This is a genomic window from Serratia sp. TMDUHS_CL (assembly GCF_037137105.1).
Lineage (GTDB): Bacteria > Pseudomonadota > Gammaproteobacteria > Enterobacterales > Enterobacteriaceae > Serratia > Serratia nevei.
The window spans coordinates 78,686-101,122 of record NZ_JBBBDV010000018.1 but is presented as its reverse complement, the minus strand read 5'-3'; the positions used below and the strand labels follow the sequence as shown (position 1 = coordinate 101,122).

Annotated in this window: 21 protein-coding genes; 8 read left to right on the top strand and 13 right to left on the bottom strand. The window is 62.6% G+C overall.

Features of this window, described 5'->3' with window-relative positions:
* From rsxC to WCL58_RS23990, 4 genes are all read right to left on the bottom strand, one after another.
* On the bottom strand, nucleotides 1-2,264 hold a 2,264-nt coding region (rsxC, locus tag WCL58_RS24005; RefSeq protein WP_336851695.1), incomplete at its 3' end, for an electron transport complex subunit RsxC.
* Nucleotides 2,257-2,829 carry an electron transport complex subunit RsxB gene (gene rsxB, locus WCL58_RS24000; RefSeq protein ID WP_004938428.1) on the bottom strand — a complete coding sequence of 191 codons (573 nt, stop codon included), beginning with the start codon at nucleotides 2,827-2,829 and terminating at the stop codon, nucleotides 2,257-2,259. The genes rsxB and rsxC, both read right to left, overlap by 8 nt.
* Nucleotides 2,829-3,410, bottom strand: a complete 582-nt coding sequence (gene rsxA, locus WCL58_RS23995) for an electron transport complex subunit RsxA (protein WP_004938443.1) — start codon at nucleotides 3,408-3,410, stop codon at nucleotides 2,829-2,831. Before rsxA ends, rsxB begins: the two co-directional genes overlap by 1 nt.
* A 135-nt stretch (nucleotides 3,411-3,545) precedes the next feature.
* Complete coding sequence (locus tag WCL58_RS23990) at nucleotides 3,546-3,986, bottom strand: DUF2569 domain-containing protein (RefSeq protein ID WP_047567683.1); 441 nt, start codon at nucleotides 3,984-3,986, stop codon at nucleotides 3,546-3,548.
* A gap of 231 nt (nucleotides 3,987-4,217) precedes the next feature.
* On the opposite strand from WCL58_RS23990, the gene WCL58_RS23985 reads away from it, so the two are divergent.
* Both WCL58_RS23985 and WCL58_RS23980 read left to right on the top strand, forming a co-directional pair.
* Nucleotides 4,218-5,258, top strand: coding sequence for an oxidoreductase (locus WCL58_RS23985; protein WP_336851694.1), 1,041 nt, complete (start codon nucleotides 4,218-4,220; stop codon nucleotides 5,256-5,258).
* Nucleotides 5,259-5,330: 72 nt separating this feature from the next.
* Complete coding sequence (locus WCL58_RS23980; RefSeq protein WP_336851693.1) at nucleotides 5,331-6,335, top strand: bile acid:sodium symporter family protein; 1,005 nt, start codon at nucleotides 5,331-5,333, stop codon at nucleotides 6,333-6,335.
* Between the two features lie 4 nt (nucleotides 6,336-6,339).
* Here WCL58_RS23980 and WCL58_RS23975 read toward each other — a convergent pair whose 3' ends face one another.
* The 4 genes from WCL58_RS23975 to malX form a co-directional block, all read right to left on the bottom strand.
* Nucleotides 6,340-6,513 carry a hypothetical protein gene (locus WCL58_RS23975; protein WP_260439710.1) on the bottom strand — a complete coding sequence of 58 codons (174 nt, stop codon included), beginning with the start codon at nucleotides 6,511-6,513 and terminating at the stop codon, nucleotides 6,340-6,342.
* A gap of 183 nt (nucleotides 6,514-6,696) precedes the next feature.
* Nucleotides 6,697-7,695 (bottom strand): adenosine deaminase, encoded by a 999-nt coding sequence (add, locus tag WCL58_RS23970; RefSeq protein ID WP_016927887.1) that lies wholly within the window; start codon nucleotides 7,693-7,695, stop codon nucleotides 6,697-6,699.
* Nucleotides 7,696-7,839: 144 nt separating this feature from the next.
* On the bottom strand, nucleotides 7,840-9,021 hold the full coding sequence (locus WCL58_RS23965; RefSeq protein WP_141959102.1) for a MalY/PatB family protein: 1,182 nt from the start codon (nucleotides 9,019-9,021) through the stop codon (nucleotides 7,840-7,842).
* Entirely contained in the window at nucleotides 9,014-10,633 is a 1,620-nt protein-coding gene (gene malX, locus WCL58_RS23960) for a maltose/glucose-specific PTS transporter subunit IIBC (protein ID WP_141959104.1), read from the bottom strand. Before malX ends, WCL58_RS23965 begins: the two co-directional genes overlap by 8 nt.
* A gap of 221 nt (nucleotides 10,634-10,854) precedes the next feature.
* Between malX and WCL58_RS23955 the strand changes: the two genes are divergently transcribed.
* Entirely contained in the window at nucleotides 10,855-11,886 is a 1,032-nt protein-coding gene (locus WCL58_RS23955) for a Mal regulon transcriptional regulator MalI (RefSeq protein ID WP_336851692.1), read from the top strand.
* Here WCL58_RS23955 and WCL58_RS23950 read toward each other — a convergent pair.
* Nucleotides 11,883-12,764, bottom strand: coding sequence for a LysR family transcriptional regulator (locus tag WCL58_RS23950; protein WP_049196838.1), 882 nt, complete (start codon nucleotides 12,762-12,764; stop codon nucleotides 11,883-11,885). The genes WCL58_RS23955 and WCL58_RS23950 overlap by 4 nt on opposite strands.
* 206 nt (nucleotides 12,765-12,970) lie before the next feature.
* Here WCL58_RS23950 and blaSRT point away from each other — a divergent pair, with 206 nt between their 5' ends.
* Complete coding sequence (gene blaSRT / locus WCL58_RS23945) at nucleotides 12,971-14,107, top strand: SRT/SST family class C beta-lactamase (protein WP_060440035.1); 1,137 nt, start codon at nucleotides 12,971-12,973, stop codon at nucleotides 14,105-14,107.
* A gap of 26 nt (nucleotides 14,108-14,133) precedes the next feature.
* Here blaSRT and WCL58_RS23940 read toward each other — a convergent pair whose 3' ends face one another.
* Nucleotides 14,134-15,042, bottom strand: coding sequence for a LysR family transcriptional regulator (locus tag WCL58_RS23940; protein ID WP_100396350.1), 909 nt, complete (start codon nucleotides 15,040-15,042; stop codon nucleotides 14,134-14,136).
* 102 nt (nucleotides 15,043-15,144) lie between these two features.
* Here WCL58_RS23940 and WCL58_RS23935 point away from each other — a divergent pair, with 102 nt between their 5' ends.
* Nucleotides 15,145-16,299: a serine hydrolase domain-containing protein gene (locus WCL58_RS23935; RefSeq protein ID WP_336851691.1), complete on the top strand. Its 1,155-nt coding sequence runs from the start codon at nucleotides 15,145-15,147 to the stop codon at nucleotides 16,297-16,299.
* Between the two features lie 44 nt (nucleotides 16,300-16,343).
* On the opposite strand, the gene WCL58_RS23930 is transcribed toward WCL58_RS23935, so the two are convergent.
* Together WCL58_RS23930 and manA are read right to left on the bottom strand one after the other, a co-directional pair.
* On the bottom strand, nucleotides 16,344-17,876 hold the full coding sequence (locus WCL58_RS23930; protein WP_060419122.1) for a YdgA family protein: 1,533 nt from the start codon (nucleotides 17,874-17,876) through the stop codon (nucleotides 16,344-16,346).
* A gap of 140 nt (nucleotides 17,877-18,016) precedes the next feature.
* The gene (gene manA, locus WCL58_RS23925) at nucleotides 18,017-19,195 is read right to left on the bottom strand and encodes a mannose-6-phosphate isomerase (protein ID WP_336851690.1); all 1,179 of its coding nucleotides are present in this window, start codon (nucleotides 19,193-19,195) and stop codon (nucleotides 18,017-18,019) included.
* Between the two features lie 117 nt (nucleotides 19,196-19,312).
* On the opposite strand from manA, the gene WCL58_RS23920 reads away from it, so the two are divergent.
* The 3 genes from WCL58_RS23920 to fumC all read left to right on the top strand — a co-directional run bounded on the left by WCL58_RS23920 (nucleotide 19,313) and on the right by fumC (nucleotide 21,632).
* Nucleotides 19,313-19,435: a hypothetical protein gene (locus WCL58_RS23920; protein WP_255359321.1), complete on the top strand. Its 123-nt coding sequence runs from the start codon at nucleotides 19,313-19,315 to the stop codon at nucleotides 19,433-19,435.
* Between the two features lie 237 nt (nucleotides 19,436-19,672).
* A complete protein-coding gene (locus WCL58_RS23915) occupies nucleotides 19,673-20,005 on the top strand; it encodes a hypothetical protein (RefSeq protein WP_180548556.1) in 333 nt (110 codons plus the stop codon).
* Between the two features lie 229 nt (nucleotides 20,006-20,234).
* Nucleotides 20,235-21,632: a class II fumarate hydratase gene (gene fumC, locus WCL58_RS23910; protein ID WP_060419115.1), complete on the top strand. Its 1,398-nt coding sequence runs from the start codon at nucleotides 20,235-20,237 to the stop codon at nucleotides 21,630-21,632.
* Between the two features lie 41 nt (nucleotides 21,633-21,673).
* Here the strand turns inward: fumC and WCL58_RS23905 are convergent, their stop codons facing one another.
* Nucleotides 21,674-22,339, bottom strand: coding sequence for a peroxiredoxin-like family protein (locus WCL58_RS23905; protein ID WP_336851689.1), 666 nt, complete (start codon nucleotides 22,337-22,339; stop codon nucleotides 21,674-21,676).
* Nucleotides 22,340-22,437: the final 98 nt, after the last annotated feature.

The window sequence follows — 22,437 nt, the reverse complement described above, 5'->3', positions numbered from 1 at the left end:
GCTTTGGCGCGGGCGATAGCCGCCGCCACCGCCGCTTTACGCGGGTCTTCCTCAGTGGTTGTCGGCGTCGTTTCCGCCGGTGCAGGGGCGTCCGCCTGCTGCGCCGCTTTCTTGGCTTTAGCGCGCGCGATAGCCGCTGCCACCGCCGCCTTGCGCGGATCTTCCTCGGCGGTTGCTGGCGCCGTTTCCGCCGATGCAGGGGCGTCCGCCTGCTGCGCCGCTTTCTTGGCTTTGGCGCGCGCGATAGCCGCTGCCACCGCCGCCTTGCGCGGGTCTTCCTCGGCGGTTGCCGGCGTCGTTTCCGCTGGAGCAGGAACGTCCGCCTGCTGTGCCGCTTTCTTGGCCTTTACACGCGCCAGAGCGGCAGCGACCGCGGCCTTGCGCGGGTCTTCCTCGGCGGTTGCTGGCGTCGTTTCCGCTGGAGCAGGAGCGTCCGCCTGCTGCTCTGCTTTTTTGGCTTTGACGCGCGCCAGGGCGGCAGCGACCGCCGCCTTACGCGGATCGTCCTCTGTTACGGCAGGAGCAGTGCCATCTGCGGCCGGCGCTTCTTTGCGTGCTTTCACACGGGCCAGCGCTGCGGCCACGGCGGCTTTGCGCGCGTCGTCGCCGGAAACGGCCGGTGAGGCTTGCTCTGCTTCGGCAGCCAACTGGGCTCGGCGTTCGCGCGCCTGCGCTTTACGCGCTTCGCGGGCGGCGATCATCTCGCTGTTATCCGGCTGCTGGCCGTCGACCGGCGTGACCGCCGCTTCGGCATTTTTGCTGCGCACGCGCGCCAACGCGGCCTGCACCGCGCCCTGATCGTCGTCGGTCAGTTTGACGGCGGCTTTTTTGTGCCGCTCTTCGCGCGCCAGCTTCTCGCGTTCCAGACGGGCCAGTTTGGCTTCGTAACGCGCCTTGGCCTCGGCGGTGCGCGCCGCCTCCAGATCGATAGCCTTGATCTCGGCCTTTTCCTGACGGTAGTACTGCACCAGCGGGATGTTGCTGGGGCAGACGAACGCGCAGGCGCCGCATTCGATGCAGTCGAACAGGTTATGGTTGCGCGCCTTGTCGTGCTCTTGTCCGCGGCTGAACCAGTACAGCTGCTGCGGCAGCAGCCCGGCAGGGCAAGCGTCTACGCACAGGCCGCAGCGGATGCAGGACTGCTCCGGCTCCTGCGGCGTCATTTCATCGACCGTCGGCGCCAGAATGCAGTTGCTGATCTTGACGATCGGTACATTCAGCGCGGGCAGGGTGAAGCCCATCAGCGGGCCGCCCATGACTACCATCTGCTGCGCCTGCGGGCGGAAACCGGCGAAGTCGAGCAGGTGCTGCACCGGCGTGCCGATGCGCGCCCACAGGTTGCCTGGGCGCTCGATAGCCTCGCCGGTCAGGGTCACCACGCGCTCAATCAGTGGTTCGCCGTCGACGATCGCTCGTTTGATGGCGAAGGCGGTGCCGACGTTCTGCATCAGCACGCCGATGGCGGAGGAGTGCTTGCCGTGCGGCACTTCCTTGCCGGTCAGGATCTTGGTCAGCTGCTTGGCGCCGCCGGACGGGTATTTGGTGGGGATAACGCGCAGCCCAATGCCGGACTGGCCGCGCAGCGCCTGCTTCAGCGCCGCGATCGCCTCCGGTTTATTGTCTTCGATGCCGATCAGCGTGACCTTGGGCTGCAGAATGTGTTGCAGGATCTGCGTGCCTTCGATGATCTGGTCGGCATGTTCCTGCATCAGGCGGTCGTCGGCGGTAATGTAAGGCTCGCACTCGGCGGCGTTGAGGATCAGCGTTTCCACGCCGCTCATGCCGCCCTGCAGTTTGCTGGCGGTCGGGAAACCGGCGCCGCCCAGACCGGCGATGCCGGCCTGATGAATACGTTGAATCAGCTCTGCGGCCGGCGCCTGGCGATAGTCCGCCACCGGATCGCGCTCGCACCAGCGGTCTTCCCCGTCCGCCTCGATAATCACGCACAGTTCCGTCAGCCCGGAAGGGTGAGCGGTGATGTGCGGCGTGATGGCGCTGACGGTGCCCGAGGTTGGGGCGTGTACCGGCACGGTGCGGCCACGGCCGACGGTCAGCGGCTGGCCTTTCAACACCCGATCGCCGGCGTTGACGCACAGCTCGCCTTCCGGCCCCAGATGCTGCTGCAGCGGAATGATAAAGGTCTTGGGCAGGGGAGCGACACGCAGCGGCGCACCGCTGGACTGCGTTTTCATTTCCGGTGGATGGATCCCGCCGTCGAAATCCCAGATCCGGTCTTTTTTAAAGGCGGCGAACAGATTAAGCATGTTGCTCCACGTGGATCACTTGCACCGGGATCGTCTTCATGTCCCACTTCCAGTTGGCGGTGGTGGTGGCGACCGGTCTCATTTCAATACAGTCGGTAGGGCAAGGGGCGACGCACAGATCGCAGCCGGTGCAGAGGTCGGTGATGACGGTGTGCATGGCGCGGGTGGCGCCGACGATGGCGTCCACCGGGCAGGCCTGAATGCACTTGGTGCAGCCGATACAGTTGGCCTCGTCGATATAGGCCACTTTACGCTCCGGCTCGGCTGCGGCTTCGCTGCCCAGCGGCTGCGGCTCGACGTTGAGCAGCTCCGCCAGTTTCAGCATCACCTGTTCGCCGCCCGGCGCGCATTTGTTGATCATCTCGCCGTTGGCCACCGCCTCGGCGTAGGGGCGGCAACCGGGGTAGCCGCACTGGCCGCACTGGCTCTGCGGCAGGATCGCGTCGACCTGCTCGGCGACCGGATCCTCTTCCACCTCAAAACGGCGCGCGGCGTAGCCCAGCACCAGTCCGAACAGCAGGCCGAGCGCGCTTAAAGCCGCGATAGCTATCCACAACGCAGTCATTAGAATTTCACCAGCCCGGTAAAGCCCATAAAGGCCAGCGACATCAGCCCGGCGGTGATCAGCGCGATCGAGGAGCCGCGGAACGGCGCCGGCACATCGGCGACCGCCAGGCGTTCGCGAATGGCGGCGAATAGCACCATGACCAGCGAGAAACCGGCGGCGGCGCTGAAGCCGTAAACGGCGGACTGCAGGAAGTTGTAGCCGAGGTTAACGTTAAGCAACGCCACACCCAGCACCGCGCAATTGGTGGTGATCAGCGGCAGGAAGATGCCCAGCAGGCGGTAGAGCGCCGGGCTGGTTTTGCGCACCACCATCTCGGTGAACTGCACGACGACGGCGATCACCAGAATGAAGGAGAGCGTGCGCAGGTACACCAGATCCAGCGGAACCAGAATAAAGGTGTTGATCACCCAGGCGCTGACGGAGGCCAGCGTCATAACGAAGGTGGTGGCCATTCCCATGCCGATGGCGCTTTCCAGCTTCTTGGAAACGCCGAGGAACGGGCACAGGCCAAGAAACTTCACCAGAACGAAGTTGTTCACCAGTACGGTGCCGACAAACAGGAGCAGGTATTCGGTCATTGCGATGCCTAAAAAAATAAAAGCCGCCTATTATCGGGAATCGGCGGCCGGACGACAACATATGAATCGCAGGGGTATTGCCTTTTTTGGTGAAAATTTACACAAATCACCCAATAAAACGTGCTGCAAGCGCCTTTAACGTTCGGTAAAGGTCCCTTTGACCCGCTGCGAGCGCTTGATGTAAGGCACCAGCAACGCCGCCATCAGCAGCGGCCAGCCGAGGCTGCGCACCGCCACTTCATCCGGCACCGGCGCGAAGGCGAAGGCTTTCACCGCCAGGATCACCGTGATCAGCAGCCACAGCAAGAACAGCTTGGGGAAGCGCTGCGAGCGCTGGCAAAACAGCCACAGCAGCCACAGGGTGAAGCACCACATCAAGAGCGTGGTCAGCACCGAAAAGTACCATTGCAGGGTAAACGCCTGGGCGTTGGTCAGCAGGTAGTCGCGCGACTCGGGCATAAAGATCGCCATGGCGTACAGGAGCAGCATCAGGCTGGCGCTGAGCAGGGTGACGATCAGATAGGCCATCGGGGCCAGCAACCAACCGCCGATACGAGAGTATTCAGCTTGAGACATAAAGGCTTCCTGATTGAAACGGGGATCACAGGCGGCATAGCTTAGCGGGTAATACCGGCTTCGTCATCTCTATCAACCGGATAGCTCGGCATCGCGGCGCGTGGCAGCACGTTTGGCTACTCGACGCCGTATTGAGCCTGCTTCAAATTAACATCTCATTTACTTCTTGTTCCATCCGGCCGCATAGTGTCAAATCGAAAGGTCTGTCGTGAGCCTGCAAGAGGAAATCCCATGGCTGAAAAAATTCGTGTCGGGCTGGTCGGTTACGGCTACGCCGGCAAAACCTTTCATGCGCCGCTGATCGCCGGTACGCCGGGGCTCGAGCTGGCCGCCGTCGCCAGCAGCGATGCCGGCAAAGTGCACGCCGACTGGCCGTCGATGGCGGTGGTGGGCGATGCGCAGGCGCTGTTCGCCGATCCGGCCCTCGATCTGATCGTGATTCCTACCCCCAACGATACCCATTTCCCGCTGGCGCAGCAGGCGCTGGCCGCGGGCAAGCATGTGGTGGTGGATAAACCGTTTACCGTGACATTGTCACAAGCGCAGGCGCTGCAACAGCAGGCGCAGCAGAGCGGTTTGCTGCTGTCGGTATTTCACAACCGCCGCTGGGACAGCGACTTCCTTACCCTGAAAGCGCTGCTGAATGAGGGTGCGCTGGGCGAGGTGGTCTATTTCGAGTCGCATTTCGATCGCTACCGGCCGCAGGTGCGCCAGCGCTGGCGCGAACAAGGCGGCGTCGGCAGCGGAATCTGGTACGATTTAGGGCCGCATCTGCTCGATCAGGCGTTGCAGTTATTCGGCAAGCCCGACCGGCTGTTCGTCGATTTGGGGGAGCTGCGGCCGGGCGCGCAGGCGGTGGACTATTTCCACGCGCTGCTGAGCTATGGCAATCGCCGCGTGGTGCTGCACGCCAGCATGCTGGCGGCGGCGGAGAGCCCGCGCTACGTGGTGCACGGCACCCGCGGCAGCTATATCAAATACGGCCTGGACCCGCAGGAAGACCGGCTGAAGGCCGGCGAGCGCCTGCCTCAGGCCGACTGGGGCTATGACATGCGCGACGGCGTAGTGACGCTGTCACGTGGCGATCTGCTGGCGGAGCAACCGCTGCTCAACATTCCCGGCAATTACCCGGCCTATTACGCCGCGGTGCGCGACGCGATCGCCGGCACAGGCGAAAACCCGGTGCCGGCCGCCGACGCCATTGCGGTGATGGCATTGATCGAACTGGGGTTGGAATCGGCCCGGCTGCAGCAGGCGCTGCCGGTGGTCTGATCCCGTTTATTTCTCTGTGCCCGGCGCCACGTCGGGCCTTTTTACGACTTTACGTGCAAGGAAATCCGTTTCATGTCCTGGTTGCAGCGTTTGCGCATTGATAAATTTTTGCTGGTCCTGATTTTGGTGGTGATCGTCGCCTCGCTATTCCCCTGTGAAGGCATCTGGAAAACCTTCTTTGAGCACTTGACCACCGCCGCCATCGCGCTGCTGTTCTTTATGCACGGCGCCAAGCTGTCGCGCGAGGCGATCGTCGCCGGCATGAGCCACTGGAAGCTGCATCTGCTGGTGTTCCTCAGCACCTTTGCGCTGTTCCCGCTGCTCGGGCTGGCGATGAACCTGCTGGTGCCGGGCATCATGACGCCGACGGTCTATCTCGGCTTCCTCTATCTGTGCGCGCTGCCGGCCACGGTGCAATCGGCCATCGCCTTTACCTCTGCGGCGGGCGGCAACGTGGCGGCGGCGATCTGCAGCGCCTCGGCGTCAAGCATTCTCGGCGTGTTCCTGTCGCCGCTGCTGGTGGGGGCGTTGATGCATACCCAGGGCGGCAATACCGACGTATTGCACGCCATCGGTTCGATCATTCTGCAATTGATGGTGCCATTTGTGGTCGGTCACCTGGCGCGGCCGCTGATCGGCAAGTGGATCGACCGCCATCGCAAACTGATCAACCTGACCGACCGTTCGTCGATCCTGCTGGTGGTATATACCGCGTTCAGCGCGGCGGTGGTGGAAGGGATTTGGCATCGCATCGACGGCTGGTCGCTGCTGACTATCCTGGTGATGTCGCTGGTGTTGCTGACGGTGGTGCTGGTGATCAACACCTATGCGGCACGCTGGCTGGGCTTCAACACCGCCGATGAGATCACCATCGTCTTCTGCGGCTCGAAAAAGAGCCTGGCGAACGGCATACCGATGGCCAACGTGCTGTTCCCGGCCGCGGCGGTGGGCGCCATGGTGCTGCCGCTGATGATCTTCCACCAGGTGCAGCTGATGGTGTGCGCGGTGCTGGCGCAGCGCTATGCGCGTAAAACCGCCAAACAGCGGGCCGAGGCGGAGACGCTGGTGGCCAAATAGGCCGCTAACCGCAGCCCAGCGCGTCGAGCAGAAACTCGGCGCGCTCGTCGGGTGAAGCGCGCGGCAGCTCTTGCAGCCGATAGCCATAACGGCGATAGGTCTGTTCGGCTTCGGCGAAAGATTGTTTGCTCTCGCTGTCCTGCGCATAAATCGCTCGCCACGGCGGGGCGATGAACACCGTATCGGATGAGCGTGCGTTGGCCCGAATCCGGGCCGCCGGTCAGCACGATGCGGCGCAGTTTGTCAGACATACGGCATTCCTCTCTTGCAGCAGAGTCATGGGGTGAAAACAGCGATAAAGACGAGCAGGCGGAAGAAAACGGGGGATGAGAAGAAGGCGCCGTTTGGCGCCTTGGGGGATTTAGCCCTGAACTTTGGCGCGCAGCGCCTGTTTTTCCTGCTCGCTGAGGAAAGCCAGCTTCAGGCCATTTTCCTGCGCGGTGCGGATTTCCTCCGGCGTCAGCCCAGCCTGCGGCGCGGCGACGCGGTATTCGTGCTCGATCTCGATACCCTGAACCGCCGGATCGTCGGTGTTGATCGATGCCAGCACGCCGTGGCGCAGGAAGGTGGCCAGCGGATGCTGCGCCAGTGACGGCACGGTGCTGGTCTGGATGTTGGAGGTCAGGCAGGACTCGATGCCGATGCCGTGTTCCGCCAGGAAATCCATCAGCGCCGGATCTTCGACCGCTTTTACCCCGTGGCCGATACGCTCGGCGCCCAGCTCGCGGATCGCCTGCCAGATGCTTTCCGGGCCGGCGGCTTCGCCCGCGTGCACGGTGATGCGCAGGCCGGCGTCGCGCGCGCGGTTGAAGTGGCTGAGGAACAGGCTGCCGGGGAAGCCCAGCTCATCGCCCGCCAAATCCAGCGCGGTAATGCCGTCGCGGTGCGCCAGTAACCCTTCCAATTCCTGCAGACAGGCGGCCTCGCCAAAGGTGCGGCTCATGATGCCGATCAGGCGAATGTCGATGTCGCGATCGCGGCAGCCCGAACGGATCCCGTCGATCACCGCTTCCACCACGCCGGCGACCGGCAGCTGATGCTTCATCGCCATGTAGTAAGGGGAAAAACGCAGCTCGGCGTAGTGCAGGCCGGCGTTGGCCGCGTCTTCGACGTTTTCGTAAGCCACGCGGCGGCAGGCGTCCAGATCGCCCAGCACCGCCACACCCCAGTCCAGTTTCTGCAGGAAGCTGACCAGATCCGGTTCGGCGTGGGTGATCTGCACGTGCGGGCGCAGGCTCTCCAAATCGTTGGCCGGCAGGGCGAGGTTGAACTGACGACCGAGGTCGAGAATGGTCTGCGCGCGGATGTTGCCGTCGAGATGGCGGTGAATATCGGTAAGCGGTAGGCGGGGATCGATCATGCTGGGCACTCGCTAATTTATCGTAGGTAAAGTGCAGAACAGTATAAAAACAAATGAATGAAACTTGCTATCTTGTTGCATAAAAAAGTGACTTGAATCACAAATAATGCGACTGGCGCCGCATTATTGTGCATGGTTTAGTGGCTACTCGGTGCCCAGCACCAGTCGCAATCCGGCGATCAGCTTGTCCATGCCGGCCTCCAGCTTGCTGCGCGGGCAGCCGACGTTGAGGCGCAGGAACCCGCGGCCTTCCTCGCCGTAGGTAAAGCCCGGCATGATCGCCACCTTTTCACGCTCGATCAGCACCTGCTGCAGCGCCCGATCGTCAACGGCCAGCGGCCGCAGATCGATCCAGGCCAGGTAGGTGGCCTGCGGCGGGCGCCAGCCCAGCGCGGGAAACGCCTGCTCCAGCCGCTCGGCGACGTAGGTCAGATTATCCTGCAGGTAGTCGCGCAGGGCGTCCAGCCAGGGTTCGCCGTGGCGATAGGCGGCCACGTGCGCCGCCACCGCCAGCACCGCCGGCGAGGAGAGGCCGTCGCGGGCTTTGAGCTGCTGGAAGTAGGCTTCGCGGCTGGCGTCGTCGCTGATGAAGCCGTAGGCGCCGGTCAGCGCCGGGATATTGAAACTCTTGGAGCCGGAGGTCAGCAGGGCCCAGCCGCCGGTCGCCACCTGGCTCCACGGCGTATGGCGGTGTTCCCCCCAGACCATGTCCATGTGGATCTCATCGCTGATGACGCGCACGTCGTGGCGCTCGCACAGTTCGGCCATCTGCTGCAGCTCGTCGCGGCGCCACACTTTGCCGGTGGGGTTATGCGGGCTGCACAGCAGCAGGATCTTGGTCTGCGGCCGCGCCAGCAAGGCCTCAAGGTGCGCCATGTCGCAGCGCCAGTCGTCGCCGGCTTTTTGCAGCGGGCAGGCCAACAGCTGGCGCTGGTTGGCGAGGATCACCTTGTAGAAGGCGTCGTAGGCCGGAGTATGGGTCACCACGTAGTCGCCCGGTACGGACCATTGGCGGATCAGCTGCGCCGCCATGTAGATAACGGAAGGGCCGTACACCGCCGTTGCGGTGTCGATGGCGGCGTTGAAACGTTGCTGATACCAGTGGCGCAGCGCGCCGAGAAAATCCTCGTGCTGCCAGCGGCTGTAGCCCAGCACGCCGTGCTGCAGGCGCTGCTGCAACGCCTCGAGAATGCACGGCGCGGTGGCGAAATCCATATCGGAGATGGTGAACGGCAGCAGATCGGCGCTGCCGAAGCGATCGGCGATATAGTCCCACTGGGTGCACCAGGTGCCGTGGCGGTCGATCGGGGTGGCGAAATCAAACATGGGTGGCTCCCTGCAGCGCCGCGGCAGGTTGCGCCGTGGCTATCAGTGAGTCTAATTCATCCTTCACCGATTGCACCTGTGGGCCGATCACCACCTGCAGATTATGCTCGTTGAGATGCACTACGCCGATGGCGCGGTTGGCCTTCAGCGCCGCGTCGTCCACCCGGCTCATGTCGTTGACCGACAGGCGCAGGCGGGTGATGCAGTTGTCCAGCGTGATGATGTTGTCCGGGCCGCCGAGCGCCGCCAAAATCGCCGGCACGTTGTAGCCGGATTTGCCCACCGTGCCGGCCGGCGCGCTCTGGCTGACGGCGCTGTCGCTTTCGCGGCCCGGCGTTTTGATGTTAAAGCGCTGGATGGCGAAGCGGAAAATGGCGTAATAGCCGACAAACCAGACGGCGGCCACCACCGGCACCAGATACCACTTGGTGGCGGTGCCGTGCAGAATGCCGAACACCACGAAGTCGATGATATTGCCGTCGGTATTGCCGATGGTCACGCCCAGCAGCGCCATCACGGTAAAGCCCAACCCGGTGAGCAGCGCGTGGATCAGGTAGAGGAACGGCGCGACGAACAGGAACAGGAACTCGATCGGCTCGGTGGTGCCGCCGACCACGCAGGCCACCACGCCGGAAATCAACAGCCCTTTGATTTTATGGCGGTTCTCAGGTTTGGCGCAGTGATACATCGCCAGCGCCGCGCCCGGCAGCCCGCCGAGGAACGCCGGCATTTTACCCTGCGACAGGAAGCGAGTGGCGCTCTCGGCGAAGCCGGTGGTGGTTGGGCAGGAGAGCTGCGCCTGGAAGATGGTCAGGGCGCCGCTGACGCTGTGGCCGCACACTTCCATCGTACCGCCCGCCTCGGTAAAGCGGATCAGCGCCACCAGAATGTGCTGCAGGCCGAACGGCAGCAGCAAACGTTCGCCGGTGCCGAACAGCATCGGGCCAAAGGCGCCGGCGCTGTTGATCACCCAGCCCAGCCCGGTGATGCCGGCGGCGAACCACGGCCAGATCAGCGGGATCACCAGGCCGCACAGGCCCAGCACCACGGTGGTGACGATCGGCACGAAGCGCGTGCCGCCGAAGAACGCCAGCGCGTCCGGCAGGCGGATGGTGTGGAAACGTTCATGCAGGCGATAGACGATGATGCCGACGATCACCGCGCCGAGGATGCCGGTATCGATCGACTGAATGCCGAGAATGTTCTGGATGTTGTTGGCTTTCAGCACCAGCGGATCGCTGGTGGGCAGCACGCCGGCGGCGGTCAGGTAGAAATTGGTGCCCAGATTCAGCACGGCGAAGCCGACGAAGCCGGAGAAGGCGGCGACGCCCTTGTTCTCACGCGCCATGCCCAGCGGAATGGCGATGGCGAACATCACCGGCAGGAAGCTGAAGGCGAAGGAACCGACCTTGCTCATCCAGGTAAAGATCAGCTGGAAGATCGGGTGGCCGATAAACGGCATCAGGGTGATCACGTCGCGGCTGCTCAGCGAGCTGCCGATCCCCAGCATGATGCCGCAGAAAGAGAGCAAGGCGACGGGCAACATGAAGGTTTTGCCCAGGCTCTGGAAGAACTCCCAGAGGGTGATTTTTGGTTTGTTGGCTGCTGACATAACCGACTTCTCCTGGCGAAAAGACGAGCAAAAAGGGGACTTCTGATTAGGTAAAAAGAAGATAAAACGTTTTACCTAGCAAAAATGCGCCGCCAATCACAAATCTGCCGCCCGGTTTTTGGCGACAATGCGGCAGGCAGTAAAACGTTTTACTGAGCTAACGGATTCGGTATACCCTTGATCATTACGGCGGGTTGCCCAGGAACGGGTTCGCAGAGACTATGAGCATCAAAAAAATCACCATCACCGATGTGGCGCAGCAGGCGGGCGTGTCGGTCACCACGGTTTCCCTGGTGTTGAGCGGCAAGGGGCGCATTTCGCCGACCACCGTCGAGAAGGTCAATCAGGCGATAGAGCTGCTGGGCTACGTGCGCAATCGCCAGGCGGCGACGCTGCGCGGCGGGGAGTCCGGAGTGATTGGCCTTATTCTGCGCGACATCTGCGAACCCTTCTATGCCGAAATGACCGCCGGGCTGAGCGAAGCGCTGGAGGCGCACGACAAGCTGCTGTTTTTGACGCAGAGCGGGCGCGACGGCCAGGGCCAGCAGCGGGCGTTTGACGCGCTGCTGGCGCAGGGCGTCGACGGCATCGTGCTGGCGGGCGGCATTCGCGCGGCGGCGGGCCTGAAGGAGAAGGCGGCCGAGCAGGGCGTACCGCTGGTCTGCGTGGCGCGCTCCAGCGGTCTCGATGGCGTGGACGTGGTGCGGCCGGACAACATGCAGGCCGCCAAGCTGGCCACCGAATTTTTGATCAAGCGCGGCCACAGCCAAATCGCCTACCTCGGCGGCCAGAGCGATTCATTGACGCGCGCCGAGCGGCTGGGCGGCTTTTGCGCCACCCTGGTGCAGTACGGCCTGCCGTTTCGCAGCGAATGGATCGTCGAGTGCGATTGCCGGCAGCGCCAGGCGGCGGAAGCGGCGGAGCAACTGCTGCGCCATTACCCGAACATTACCGCCATCGTCTGCCACAAGGCGTCGGTGGCGCTCGGCGCCTATTTTGGCCTGGCGCGCAGCGGCCGCAGCATCGGTTCGGACGGGGTAGACGCCTACTACGGGCGGCAGGTGGCGCTGATCGGCTTCGGTGACGTGCCGGAGGCCGAACTGACCGAGCCGCCGCTGACCTTCGTCTCCAGCTCGGCGCGGGAAGTGGGGCGCAGCGCCGCCGCGCGCCTGCTGCAGCGCATCGGTGACGCCGACCTGCCGGCGCAGAACGTCATTCTGCCGCCGACGCTGATCCGGCGCGGTTCCGCCTAGCCCTGCCGCTGTTCCTCTTCCGCCTCCCGGCGGATCCAGCCGATAAAGGTTTTCATCGCCGGCGTCAGATCCCGCGATTTCAAATGGGTCAGCCAATAGGCGCCGAGCGCGGCCTCGGCGGCAAACGGCCGCTGCAGCGCGCCGGCGGCCAGTTCGCGGCGGAACATGCTGACCGGCGCCAGCGCCACGCCGTCGCACTGGATAGCGCCTTCCACCATCAGCCTTGACGAGTCGAACACCGGGCCGTTGATCCGCCACGGCGTCACCTGTGCCGCCGCGAACCAGCGCTCCCATTCATCCTTGCGGTAGGTGCGCATCAGCTGCTCGTGCTGCAGATCCTGCGGCGTGCGCAGGCGCGCGGCGACCGCCGGCGGGCAGAGCACTGTCAGCGGCGCGTCGAACAGCTTGATATTGCAGGTGGCGGGCCAGAGCCCTTCGCCGAAGCGGATGGCGAAATCCATGCCGTCGGCCGACAGATTGACCAGGTTGTTGTGGGTGAGCACCCGCAGATCGATAAACGGGTGCGCCGTGCGGAACGCCGCCAGCCGCGGCATCAGCCAGCCGACGGCGAAGGTGCCGACCACCGCCACCGTCAGCACCTCGTGGAAATGCCCGCCTTCGAACTGCTGCAGCACCGCCTCGATGCGGTCGAAGGCGTCGCTCAATACCGGCAGCAGCGCCTGGCCCTCTTCGGTCAGATCCAGCCCGCGCGGCAGGCGGCGGAACAGCTGAATGCCCAGCTGTTCTTCCAGCATGCGCACCTGCTGGCTGACGGCGGCCTGGGTGACGCGCAGCTCCAGACCGGCGCGGGTGAAGTTCAGGTGACGAGCGGAGGATTCGAACGCCCGCAGGGCGTTGAGGGGAAGTCGATTGCGCATTGTCGATAGCCATAAGTTTTTCTTTATGCTGGCTGAAATTATTATCGCTTGTCAACCCGGCGGCAAAATCCGATATTTGGCGCGGCTGCTCAGAGTGTCACGGCAGCCGTAAAGGAATGACATCATCAATCAGGGAAAGCGCCGTATATAACGCCAATAAAAACTTTTGGCCGCGGCCGATGCCCTGCAACCTAAGAGCTTCTATCATGACGAAAATGAACCGCCTGGCGGCCGCGCTGATCGCCGCACTGATCCTGCCGACCGCGCACGCCGCACAGCAGCAGGATATCGACGCCGTTATTCAGCCGCTGATGAAAAAATACGGCGTGCCGGGCATGGCGATCGCCGTGTCGGTCGACGGCAAACAGCAGATTTACCCGTATGGCGTCGCCTCGAAGCAGACCGGTAAACCGATCACCGAGCAGACGCTGTTTGAAGTGGGCTCGCTGAGCAAAACCTTCACCGCGACGCTGGCGGTCTATGCGCAGCAGCAGGGCAAACTGTCGTTTAAAGACCCGGCCAGCCACTATCTGCCCGAGCTGCGCGGCAGCGCCTTCGACGGCGTCAGCCTGCTGAATCTGGCGACCCACACCTCCGGCCTGCCGCTGTTTGTGCCGGACGACGTGACCAACAACGCCCAGCTGATGGCCTATTACCGGGCCTGGCAGCCGAAACACCCGGCGGGCAGCTACCGCGTCTATTCCAACCTCGGCATCGGCATGCTGGGCATGATCGCCGCCAAGAGCCTCGACCAGCCGTTTATCCAGGCGATGGAACAGGGGATGCTGCCGGCATTGGGCATGAGCCACACCTACGTGCAGGTGCCGGCGGCGCAGATGGCCAACTATGCGCAGGGTTACAGCAAGGACGATAAGCCGGTGCGGGTCAATCCTGGCCCGCTGGACGCCGAGTCTTACGGCATCAAGTCCAACGCCCGCGATCTGATTCGCTATCTGGACGCCAACCTGCAGCAGGTGAAGGTAGCGCAGCCGTGGCGCGACGCGCTGGCCGCGACGCACGTCGGTTATTACAAGGCGGGCGCGTTCACGCAGGATCTGATGTGGGAGAACTACCCGTATCCGGTGAAACTGTCGCGTTTGATTGAAGGCAACAACGCCGGGATGATCATGAACGGCACGCCGGCCACCGCCATCACGCCGCCGCAGCCGGAATTGCGCGCCGGCTGGTATAACAAAACCGGCTCCACCGGCGGTTTCTCCACCTACGCGGTATTTATCCCGGCGAAGAATATCGCCGTGGTGATGCTGGCCAACAAGTGGTTCCCGAACGACGATCGCGTCGAAGCGGCTTACCATATCATCCAGGCGCTGGAGAAGCGCTGACGGTCAGGGGCGCCGGCGAGGCGCCCCTACCACCGGTGCTGCCGTTCACGCCGCTCGCGCATGAAATCGATAAAGGCGCGCAGCTTGAGCGGCAGATGCTTGCCGGCGGGAAAGTAGATGAAAAAGCCCGACGCTTCGCTGGCGTAACCCGGCAGCACTTCCACCAGTTGCCCCTGCGCCAGCTCCTGCAACACCGTGCCCTGAAAACGCTGTGCGATACCCAGGCCCGCCAACGCGGCATCCTTGATCAGCCGATCTTCGTTAAAAATCAAACTGCCGCTGACGTCCAGCGCGCGTTCATCGTCGCCCAGGCTAAAATACCAGGGTTCCAGTTTGCCGCTGCCGGGGAAACGGTAGCGCAGGCAGTGGTGAGCAGGCAGATCGTCCGGCGTGGCCGGAACGCCGCAACGCGCCAGATAGTCGGGAGAGGCGACCAGCACCCGGCGCTGGCCGTTGTCGATCGGCACGGCGATCATGTCTTTTTGCAGCATGGCGTGCATGCGAATGCCGGCATCGAAACTGCCCAGCACCAGATCGGAAAAGCGGTCTTCGGTAAACAGCTCCAGCTGCACGTCGGGATAGCGCCGTTGAAATTCCGCCAGGTGCGGCATCACCAGCAGCGAGGCGGCCAGCTGCGGCAGCGTGATGCGCAGCAGGCCCGCCGGTTGTGCGCCCAGGGCGCGCACGTCGTCCGCCGCCACGTCGATCTGGCTCATCGCCGGCGACACCTTCTGATAGAACAACCGGCCCTCGTCGCTGAGGCGCACCGAGCGGCTGGTGCGGTGAAATAGCCGCACTCCCAGCTGATTCTCCAGCGCCTGAATGTTTTGCGACACCGCCGGCGGCGTGACGCCGAGCTGGCTGGCCGCGCGGGTAAAGTTGCCCAGGCGTGCGACGGCTTCGAAATAGGGCAGCAGCTGCAGGAGTGAACTCATCTATCAATAACCTGTGCTTAATGATTCATTAAATTATGCCTTATTTTAATTTATGACGAACCTTTTAGACTGATTTTACTTTCCATTAGCGAGATGAAAATCATGTCGGCAGAACAACGGGCGTTAACAGAACGGATCGCGGCGATCGATCAACAGGCGATGGCCGAAGGGCGCATCGTGGGTAGCGTGGTGCTGGTGGCGCGGCAGGGCGAGATTTGTTACGCCGGGGCGGCCGGCTATGCCGATCGCGAAGCGCGGCGGCCGATGCGGCGAGAAACGCAGTTCCGGCTGTCGTCGGTCTCCAAACCCTATACCACGCTGGCGGCGCTGCGCCTGATCGAACAGGGCAAGCTGAGCCTGGACGACGCGGTCAGCGAGTGGCTGCCGTGGTTTACTCCGGCGCTCGCCGACGGCCGGCGCCCGACGATCAAGATTCGTCATTTGCTGAGCCATACCGCGGGGCTGGACTACCGGCTGAACCAACCACCGGCGGGCGTTTATCATCAGTTGGGGATCCAGGACGGCGTGGAGCTGTCGACGCTGACGCTGGAGCAAAACCTGCGGCTGCTGGCGCAGGCGCCGTTGCTGTCGGCGCCGGGGGAGCGCTTCAACTATTCGCTGGCGATCGACGTGCTTGGTGCGGTGCTGGAACGGGTGACGGGCATGCCGCTGCCGCAGCTGTTTGTCGAATGGGTGGCGCAGCCGCTGGGGCTAGGCAATACCGCGTTCCATGCGACGGACGCCGCGAACCTGGCGACGCCGTATTACAACACCCCGCAAGGGCCGCAGCGCATGCATGAAGGCCTGCGGGTGGCGCTGCCGGAGGAGATGGCGGGGGGCGAAGTGCTGTTTTCACCGATGCGGGCGCTCAACGCCGGGGCCTATCCTTCCGGCGGCGCGGGCATGGTCGGCGATGCCGACGACGTGCTGAAGCTGGTGGAGGCATTACGCAGCGGCGGGCAGGGTATTTTGCAGCCGGACACAGTGGCGTTGCTGCGCAGCCCGCACGTGGGCGCGCAGGCGCAAACGCAAGGGCCGGGCTGGGGATTCGGTTTTGGCGGGGCGCTGCTGGTGGACGCAGAAGCGGCGCAGACGCCGCAGCATGCCGGCACGCTGACCTGGGGCGGGGTTTACGGCCACAGCTGGTTCTTTGATCCACAGGCGCAGCTGAGCGTAGTGATACTGACCAACACCGCGTTTGAGGGCATGTGCGGCCGCTATCCGCAGCAGATCCGCGATGCGGTTTACGCGACGTAAATAAAAAGGGCCCCATTGGGGCCCTTGATCAGGCTTTCAAACGCTTACTGCGCCGGTGCCGGAGCAGGTTGTGCATCCTGCGCCGGTTCGCCGTCTTCCGCCGGGGCGCCCAGCAGGCCGAACTGGCCGATGAACTCCTGCAGCGACATTTTGTTGCCGTTCAGGTCAACCTGATTGTCGGCATAGTGGAACGTGCTCGCGATCACGCCGTCTTTCTGGGTGGTCAGCTTGAACATCTGGCCCATGGCCGCCAGGCCCTGCACTTGCTGCTGCGCCAGTTTCTGCGCGTCTTCCTCGTTGTAACCCTGCAACAGCGCGGTTTTCGCGGTCACTTCGGTAGCCATCGCTTCCGGAATGGTCAGGTTGATATCCAGCTTTTTAACCGCCTGCGCGATCAGCTGATCCGGCGATTGTGCCGGGGAAGCGGCCTTGCTCGGATCGGTCAGCGCCAGATCCAGCGTGAAGGTGCTCTCGCCCTTGCTGTTTTTCCAGCTCAGCGGTGCGATGCTGAGGCTCGGGTTGCCTTTCAGCAGCAGCGGCAGGTTCTTTTGCAGCAGTTCGGCGTTTTGCTGCTCATACACGGCCGGATCCAGGTTCTCGCCCTGTTGCAGCAGCGCCATGGTCTGGCGGTTGTAGCTGTCGGCGAAGTCTTTCAGCGCCTTGCCGTCGACGTTGTCGATTTTCAGCGCCAGCTTGCCGGCGCCGAAGTCGTTGCCCTGCACCTTGAGCGCGTCCATGGTGTAGTCGATCTGGCCGCCGATGTTGCTGCTGCCTTGCTCGCCGAACTTGCTCACCAGGTTGAAACCGTCCAACGCCACGGTATCTTTACCGTCGATCGTCAGTTTGAACTGCTTCAGCGTCATCGTCTGATCGCCGAGCTTCACGCCGAACTTGCTCTCGTTGCTGTTGCCTTTCAGGTTGAAGCCCTGGAAGGTGATCTGCTCGTTTTGACCGAATTCGTTCGGGCTGGCGAACACGATATTGTCGCTATTGGCGTCCAGCACGAATTTTTTCAGATCGCTGGACACGTCAGCGTTAATGGTGGCGCCGCTGAATTTCAGCGAAGACTTATCTTTTTGGTAGTCCAGCGGGATGATGTCGATGGCAGACGAGGTGTCCCCGCTGTAAGAGATGCGCGAATCGGCGGTAAACAGCGATTTGCCTTTGGTGGTGTCAAACAGACCTTTCACCGCCGGGGTATTTTCCAGCTCGGTATGCACCGACGCCATGCTCGGCAGCAGATTGAATTTTTTCAGCTGGGCGAAGGGGAACGGGCCGTGATCGATGGTTTCCAGGAACGCCACTTCTTCACCGGCTTTCAGCGCCGCGTTTTCACTGGTATCCGTGCCGTCGGAACGCAGCACATAACGCACTTTACTGCTGAACAGGCCGCGCTGGTAATTTTCATAGCTCAGCTTCACGCCGGCTTTCGGCAGGTAAGCTTTCAGCTGGCCGTTGGCGTTGTCGACGACTTCGCCCATGTGCTGCTCGATCAGTTTCCCGGTGTACCAGGATGCCCCGGTCCATGCTGCGCCAAGAACCACAATGACGCTGACAGCGACTAACGATTTTTTCATAGCTCTGTTTCATCCTTTTTTCTTATCACCCTCCGTTGCGCGGGAGGGGCAAATAGGGGCCGACAAACAACGCCCGCAGGCGTTTAATTGTGGGGGTAGCTCTCGCTTTCAGCAAGCAATTTGCTGAAATTTATCAACGGTTAGGTCAGCTGGTTATAAACCCTGGCGATGCGGCCGCTGCCGCTGACGTTGACCGGGGATTCGAAAGCCCCGATAAAGCAGGATTCGCCCGGTTTGAGCGTCAGGCGCTGCCCGGATTTTTCCAGCGTCGCTTCGCCGGCGACGCAGAACACGATGGCCGCGCTTCGCTGCGCCAGCGCCTGCGGTGCGGCGGTCAAATCGTGCAGCGAGAAGGCGAAATCCTCCACCGGGATCGGGAAGAACAGCTCGTTGCCGCGTTGCTCCGGCTGGGTCAGCAGGCCGGACGCCGGCTGTGGGCGGAACTGCAGGTTGGCCAGCAGCTCAGGCACGTCGATGAATTTCGGCGTCAGGCCCGCGCGCAGCACGTTATCCGAGTTGGCCATCACCTCCAGCGCCACCCCTTTCAGGTAGGCGTGCGGTGTTTCCGCGTACAGGAACATCGCTTCGCCCGGCGCGAGCTGCACCACGTTCAGCAGCAGCGGTGAGAACAGGCCGCTGTCGTCCGGATAAAAGCCGGCGATAAAGCGCACGGTATCCCAGGGCTCGCCCTGCTGGTTGTTGAGCGCGGCTTTCAGCACGCCGAGCGCCAGCGACTTTTGCTCGCCGCTCATGGTCAACAGGCTGGCGAACAGGGTGGACAGATGCGCGGTGTCCGGCTGCTGCAGGAAGGTGGCGATGTCGTGGTGCGCGCCGGCGATCGGCTGCAGCAGGGAAACGATATCGGTCAGTTCGCGAAAGCCGTTCATCGCCAGGAACGGCGTCAGGGCGAAGACCAGCTCGGGCTTGTGATTGGGGTCTTTGTAATTGCGTTCGGCGGCGCTCAGCGGGATGCCGGCGGCGTTCTCTTTCGCGAAGCCGATCTCGACCGCCGCTTTGCTCGGGTGGACCTGGATCGACAGCGGTTGATCGGCGCACAGCACTTTAAACAGGAACGGCAACTCGCCAAAGCGGCTGGCGACGTCGGCGCCCAGTTGCTTTGGCTGGTCTTCATCGATCAGCTCGCGCAGCGAACGCAGTGCGCCATCGGCGCCCGGCACGCGGGAAGGGCTCTTGGGATGGGCGCCCATCCACAGTTCGGCCATCGGCTGATTATCGGGGTTGGCGATGCCGTAAAGACGGGTCAGCGCATCGTGGCTGCCCCAGGCGTAATTCTGTACCGCGTTGGTCATTTTTTGCATGTCGATAAACGTCCTTCTGCGTCATTGCCGCACTGCATAGCAATAACTCACTGATTTTATAAGATTAACTTAATCTATGCCGACGACCATCATACGCCCGCGTCGGCGGGAAAAATCATGGGCGCGATCAAAATAACGCCGGATAACGTCGCGCCCGGCAACGGGCCAAAGTATAACGTGATAACGATCGGCGCCTCAAATGGCGCACTGGGCCTCAAGGCGGCCGTCAAAAGCCGCTAATCGATTATTCTTTGGGGCAGTGGGGTTATTGCCGATAGCCCGGGCATCCTGCCTCATTATTTATTTTTCAGCATGTCAAAATATGTCGGCTGAATTTATTTTTTACCGTCTGAGCCATTCCCTTATTATTATTTTCGCGCTGCGCGGGGCGATCACACGCCGAGCTTAAATCGGCGCGCCAGACCTCTTTACCGTAAGGGCTAACGAGTCGATTTAACGAAACCAGAGGTCTGTTGCATGAAAAAACTGTTGTTGCTGTTGGGGCTTTGCACCGGCGCAGCCCAGGCGGCGGTGATTGTCACCTATCCTTACGCCGCGCCGCGCACTGTGGTGATCGCGCCGGCGCCGATTGTCGTTGCACCCGCGCCGGTCGTGCTTCCCGCCGCGATCGCGCCCGTGGCCCATCCGCTGGCGCTCACCGCCGGCGCGGCGGCGGCGGGGGCCTATCGCCATAATGAACGGCAGGACGCCTACGACGAAATCAATCATCTGCAGCAGCAACGCATCGATGAGCTTAATCATTTACAGGCCCAGCGCATCAATAATTTTAATTCGCGCCATCCGCGTTAATCGTGACCCACGCTTTTATTCTCCGGGGCATGCCCGGCCGTTTATTTTGGCGCGGGTTAACCGGCGGCAAATAACCGCGTCATGAAGGAGTAAAAGAGATGAAACGTGCTGTGAGATAACTCTCTTAATGCGAATAGTTATTATGTCACTATACTGGGAGTGCGTGCCGACGGGGGGTAGCGCGTCGGCCTAACCCTACAATTTTAGGAATTATGCTAAGGAGACAATGATGGCAGGCGTTCGTATCGAAAAAGACTCTATGGGCCCCATCGAAGTACCGGCCGACAAGCTGTGGGGCGCGCAGACCCAGCGCTCGTTGGCGCATTTCCGCATTTCCTCCGAAAAGATGCCGACCGCGCTGATCCATGCGCTGGCGTTGACCAAGCGCGCCGCTGCGCAGGTGAACGTGGATCTGGGGCTGCTGCCGGCCGAGCGGGGCGCCGCCATCATCAACGCCGCCGACGAAGTGCTGGCGGACAGCCATGCCGATCAGTTCCCGCTGTCCATCTGGCAAACCGGTTCCGGTACCCAGACCAACATGAACATGAACGAAGTGTTGGCCAACCGCGCCAGCGAGCTGCTGGGCGGCGTGCGCGGTGAAGAGCGCAAGGTGCACCCGAACGACGACGTCAATAAAAGCCAGAGCTCCAACGACGTGTTTCCCACCGCGATGCACGTGGCGGCGGTGATTGCGCTGCGCGAGCACCTGATCCCCGAGCTGAAAGTGCTGCACAAGACGCTGAGCGACAAGGCCGAAGCCTACCGCGACATCGTCAAAATCGGCCGCACCCACCTGCAGGACGCCACGCCGCTGACCCTGGGGCAGGAGATCTCCGGCTGGGCGGCGATGCTGGCGCACAACCTGAAGCACATCGAAGACAGTATCCCGCACATCGCCGAGCTGGCGCTGGGCGGCACGGCGGTTGGCACCGGCCTGAACACCCATCCTGAGTACGCGGTGCGCGTGGCCAAAGCGCTGGCGGAGTTGACCCATCAGCCGTTCGTCACCGCCCCGAACAAGTTCGAAGCGCTGGCGACCTGCGACGCGCTGGTGCAAGGGCATGGCGCGCTGAAAGGGCTGGCGGCTTCGCTGATGAAGATCGCCAACGACGTGCGCTGGCTGGCGTCCGGCCCGCGCTGCGGCATCGGCGAGATTTCGATCCCGGAGAACGAACCGGGCAGCTCCATCATGCCGGGCAAAGTTAACCCGACCCAGTGTGAGGCGATGACCATGTTGTGCGCCCAGGTGCTGGGCAATGACGTGGCGGTGAACATCGGCGGCGCTTCCGGCAACTTCGAGCTGAACGTGTTCCGCCCGATGGTGATCCACAACTACCTGCAGTCGATTCGGCTGCTGGCCGACGGCATGCAGGGCTTCAACGAGCACTGCGCGGTGGGCATCGAACCGAACCGAGATCGCATCACCCAGCTGCTGAACGAATCGCTGATGCTGGTGACGGCGCTCAACACCCACATCGGCTACGACAAGGCGGCGGAAATCGCCAAGAAGGCGCACAAGGAAGGGCTGACGCTGAAAGCCGCGGCGCTGAAGCTCGGCTACCTGACCGACGCGCAGTTCGACGAGTGGGTGCGGCCGGAAGCGATGGTCGGCAGCATGCAGAAATAATCACGTCATGTTCAAACGGGGCGCGTTTGCGCCCCGTCTTTTCAAGCCAATCTCTCCAGCACCGACAACAGCGCCTGCGGCTCAGGCCGCCGGGTGTAATCGGCGTGCGCTTCGGCATAGGCGATACGGCCATCGCGGGCGATGACGAACCGCGCCGGCAGCGGCAGCGTCCAGCTATCATCCTGGTTGAACTGCGCCAAATCGAGGCCGAGCCGCTGTTGATACAGGGCGATCAGCGCGTCCGGCAGGCGGTAACGCAGGCCGAATTGGGCCGCCAGACGGTTGCCGGCATCGCTGAGCAGCGCAAAGATGAGATCGTGATCGCGCATGGCCTGGCGGTTATGCACCGCGCTCTGTGGCGAAACGGCCACGAGCTGCGCGCCGTACTGCGTGATGGCGGGCAATGCGGCCTGCAGGGCCTGCAGATCGAGCGTACAGTAGGGGCACCAAATCCCGCGATAGAAACTGACGACCAGCGGGCCCTTCGCCAACAGCGCCGCGGAGGAACATGGCCGGTTTTCGCAGTCCGACAGGGTAAAGTCGGGCGCGGCGTCGCCGACCCTCAGGGCGCGTTCGGCGATGCCGGCAGCGATCTGCGTTTGGATCGCCTTACGCATCAGCGCGTGCTCTTGTTCTGTGAGTGTGAACGGCAGTTGGCCGGATTCGAACTCCGCTTTGAAGGCATCGAGTTTGTCTTGCAGTGTCATGCGTTCTCCTGACAGGAGTGAGGGTTGCGCTCATCTTGCCCATTCCTGAATGACGCGTGTAGACTGCAATAAATGCTAACCGTTATTCCAGTAAGGAA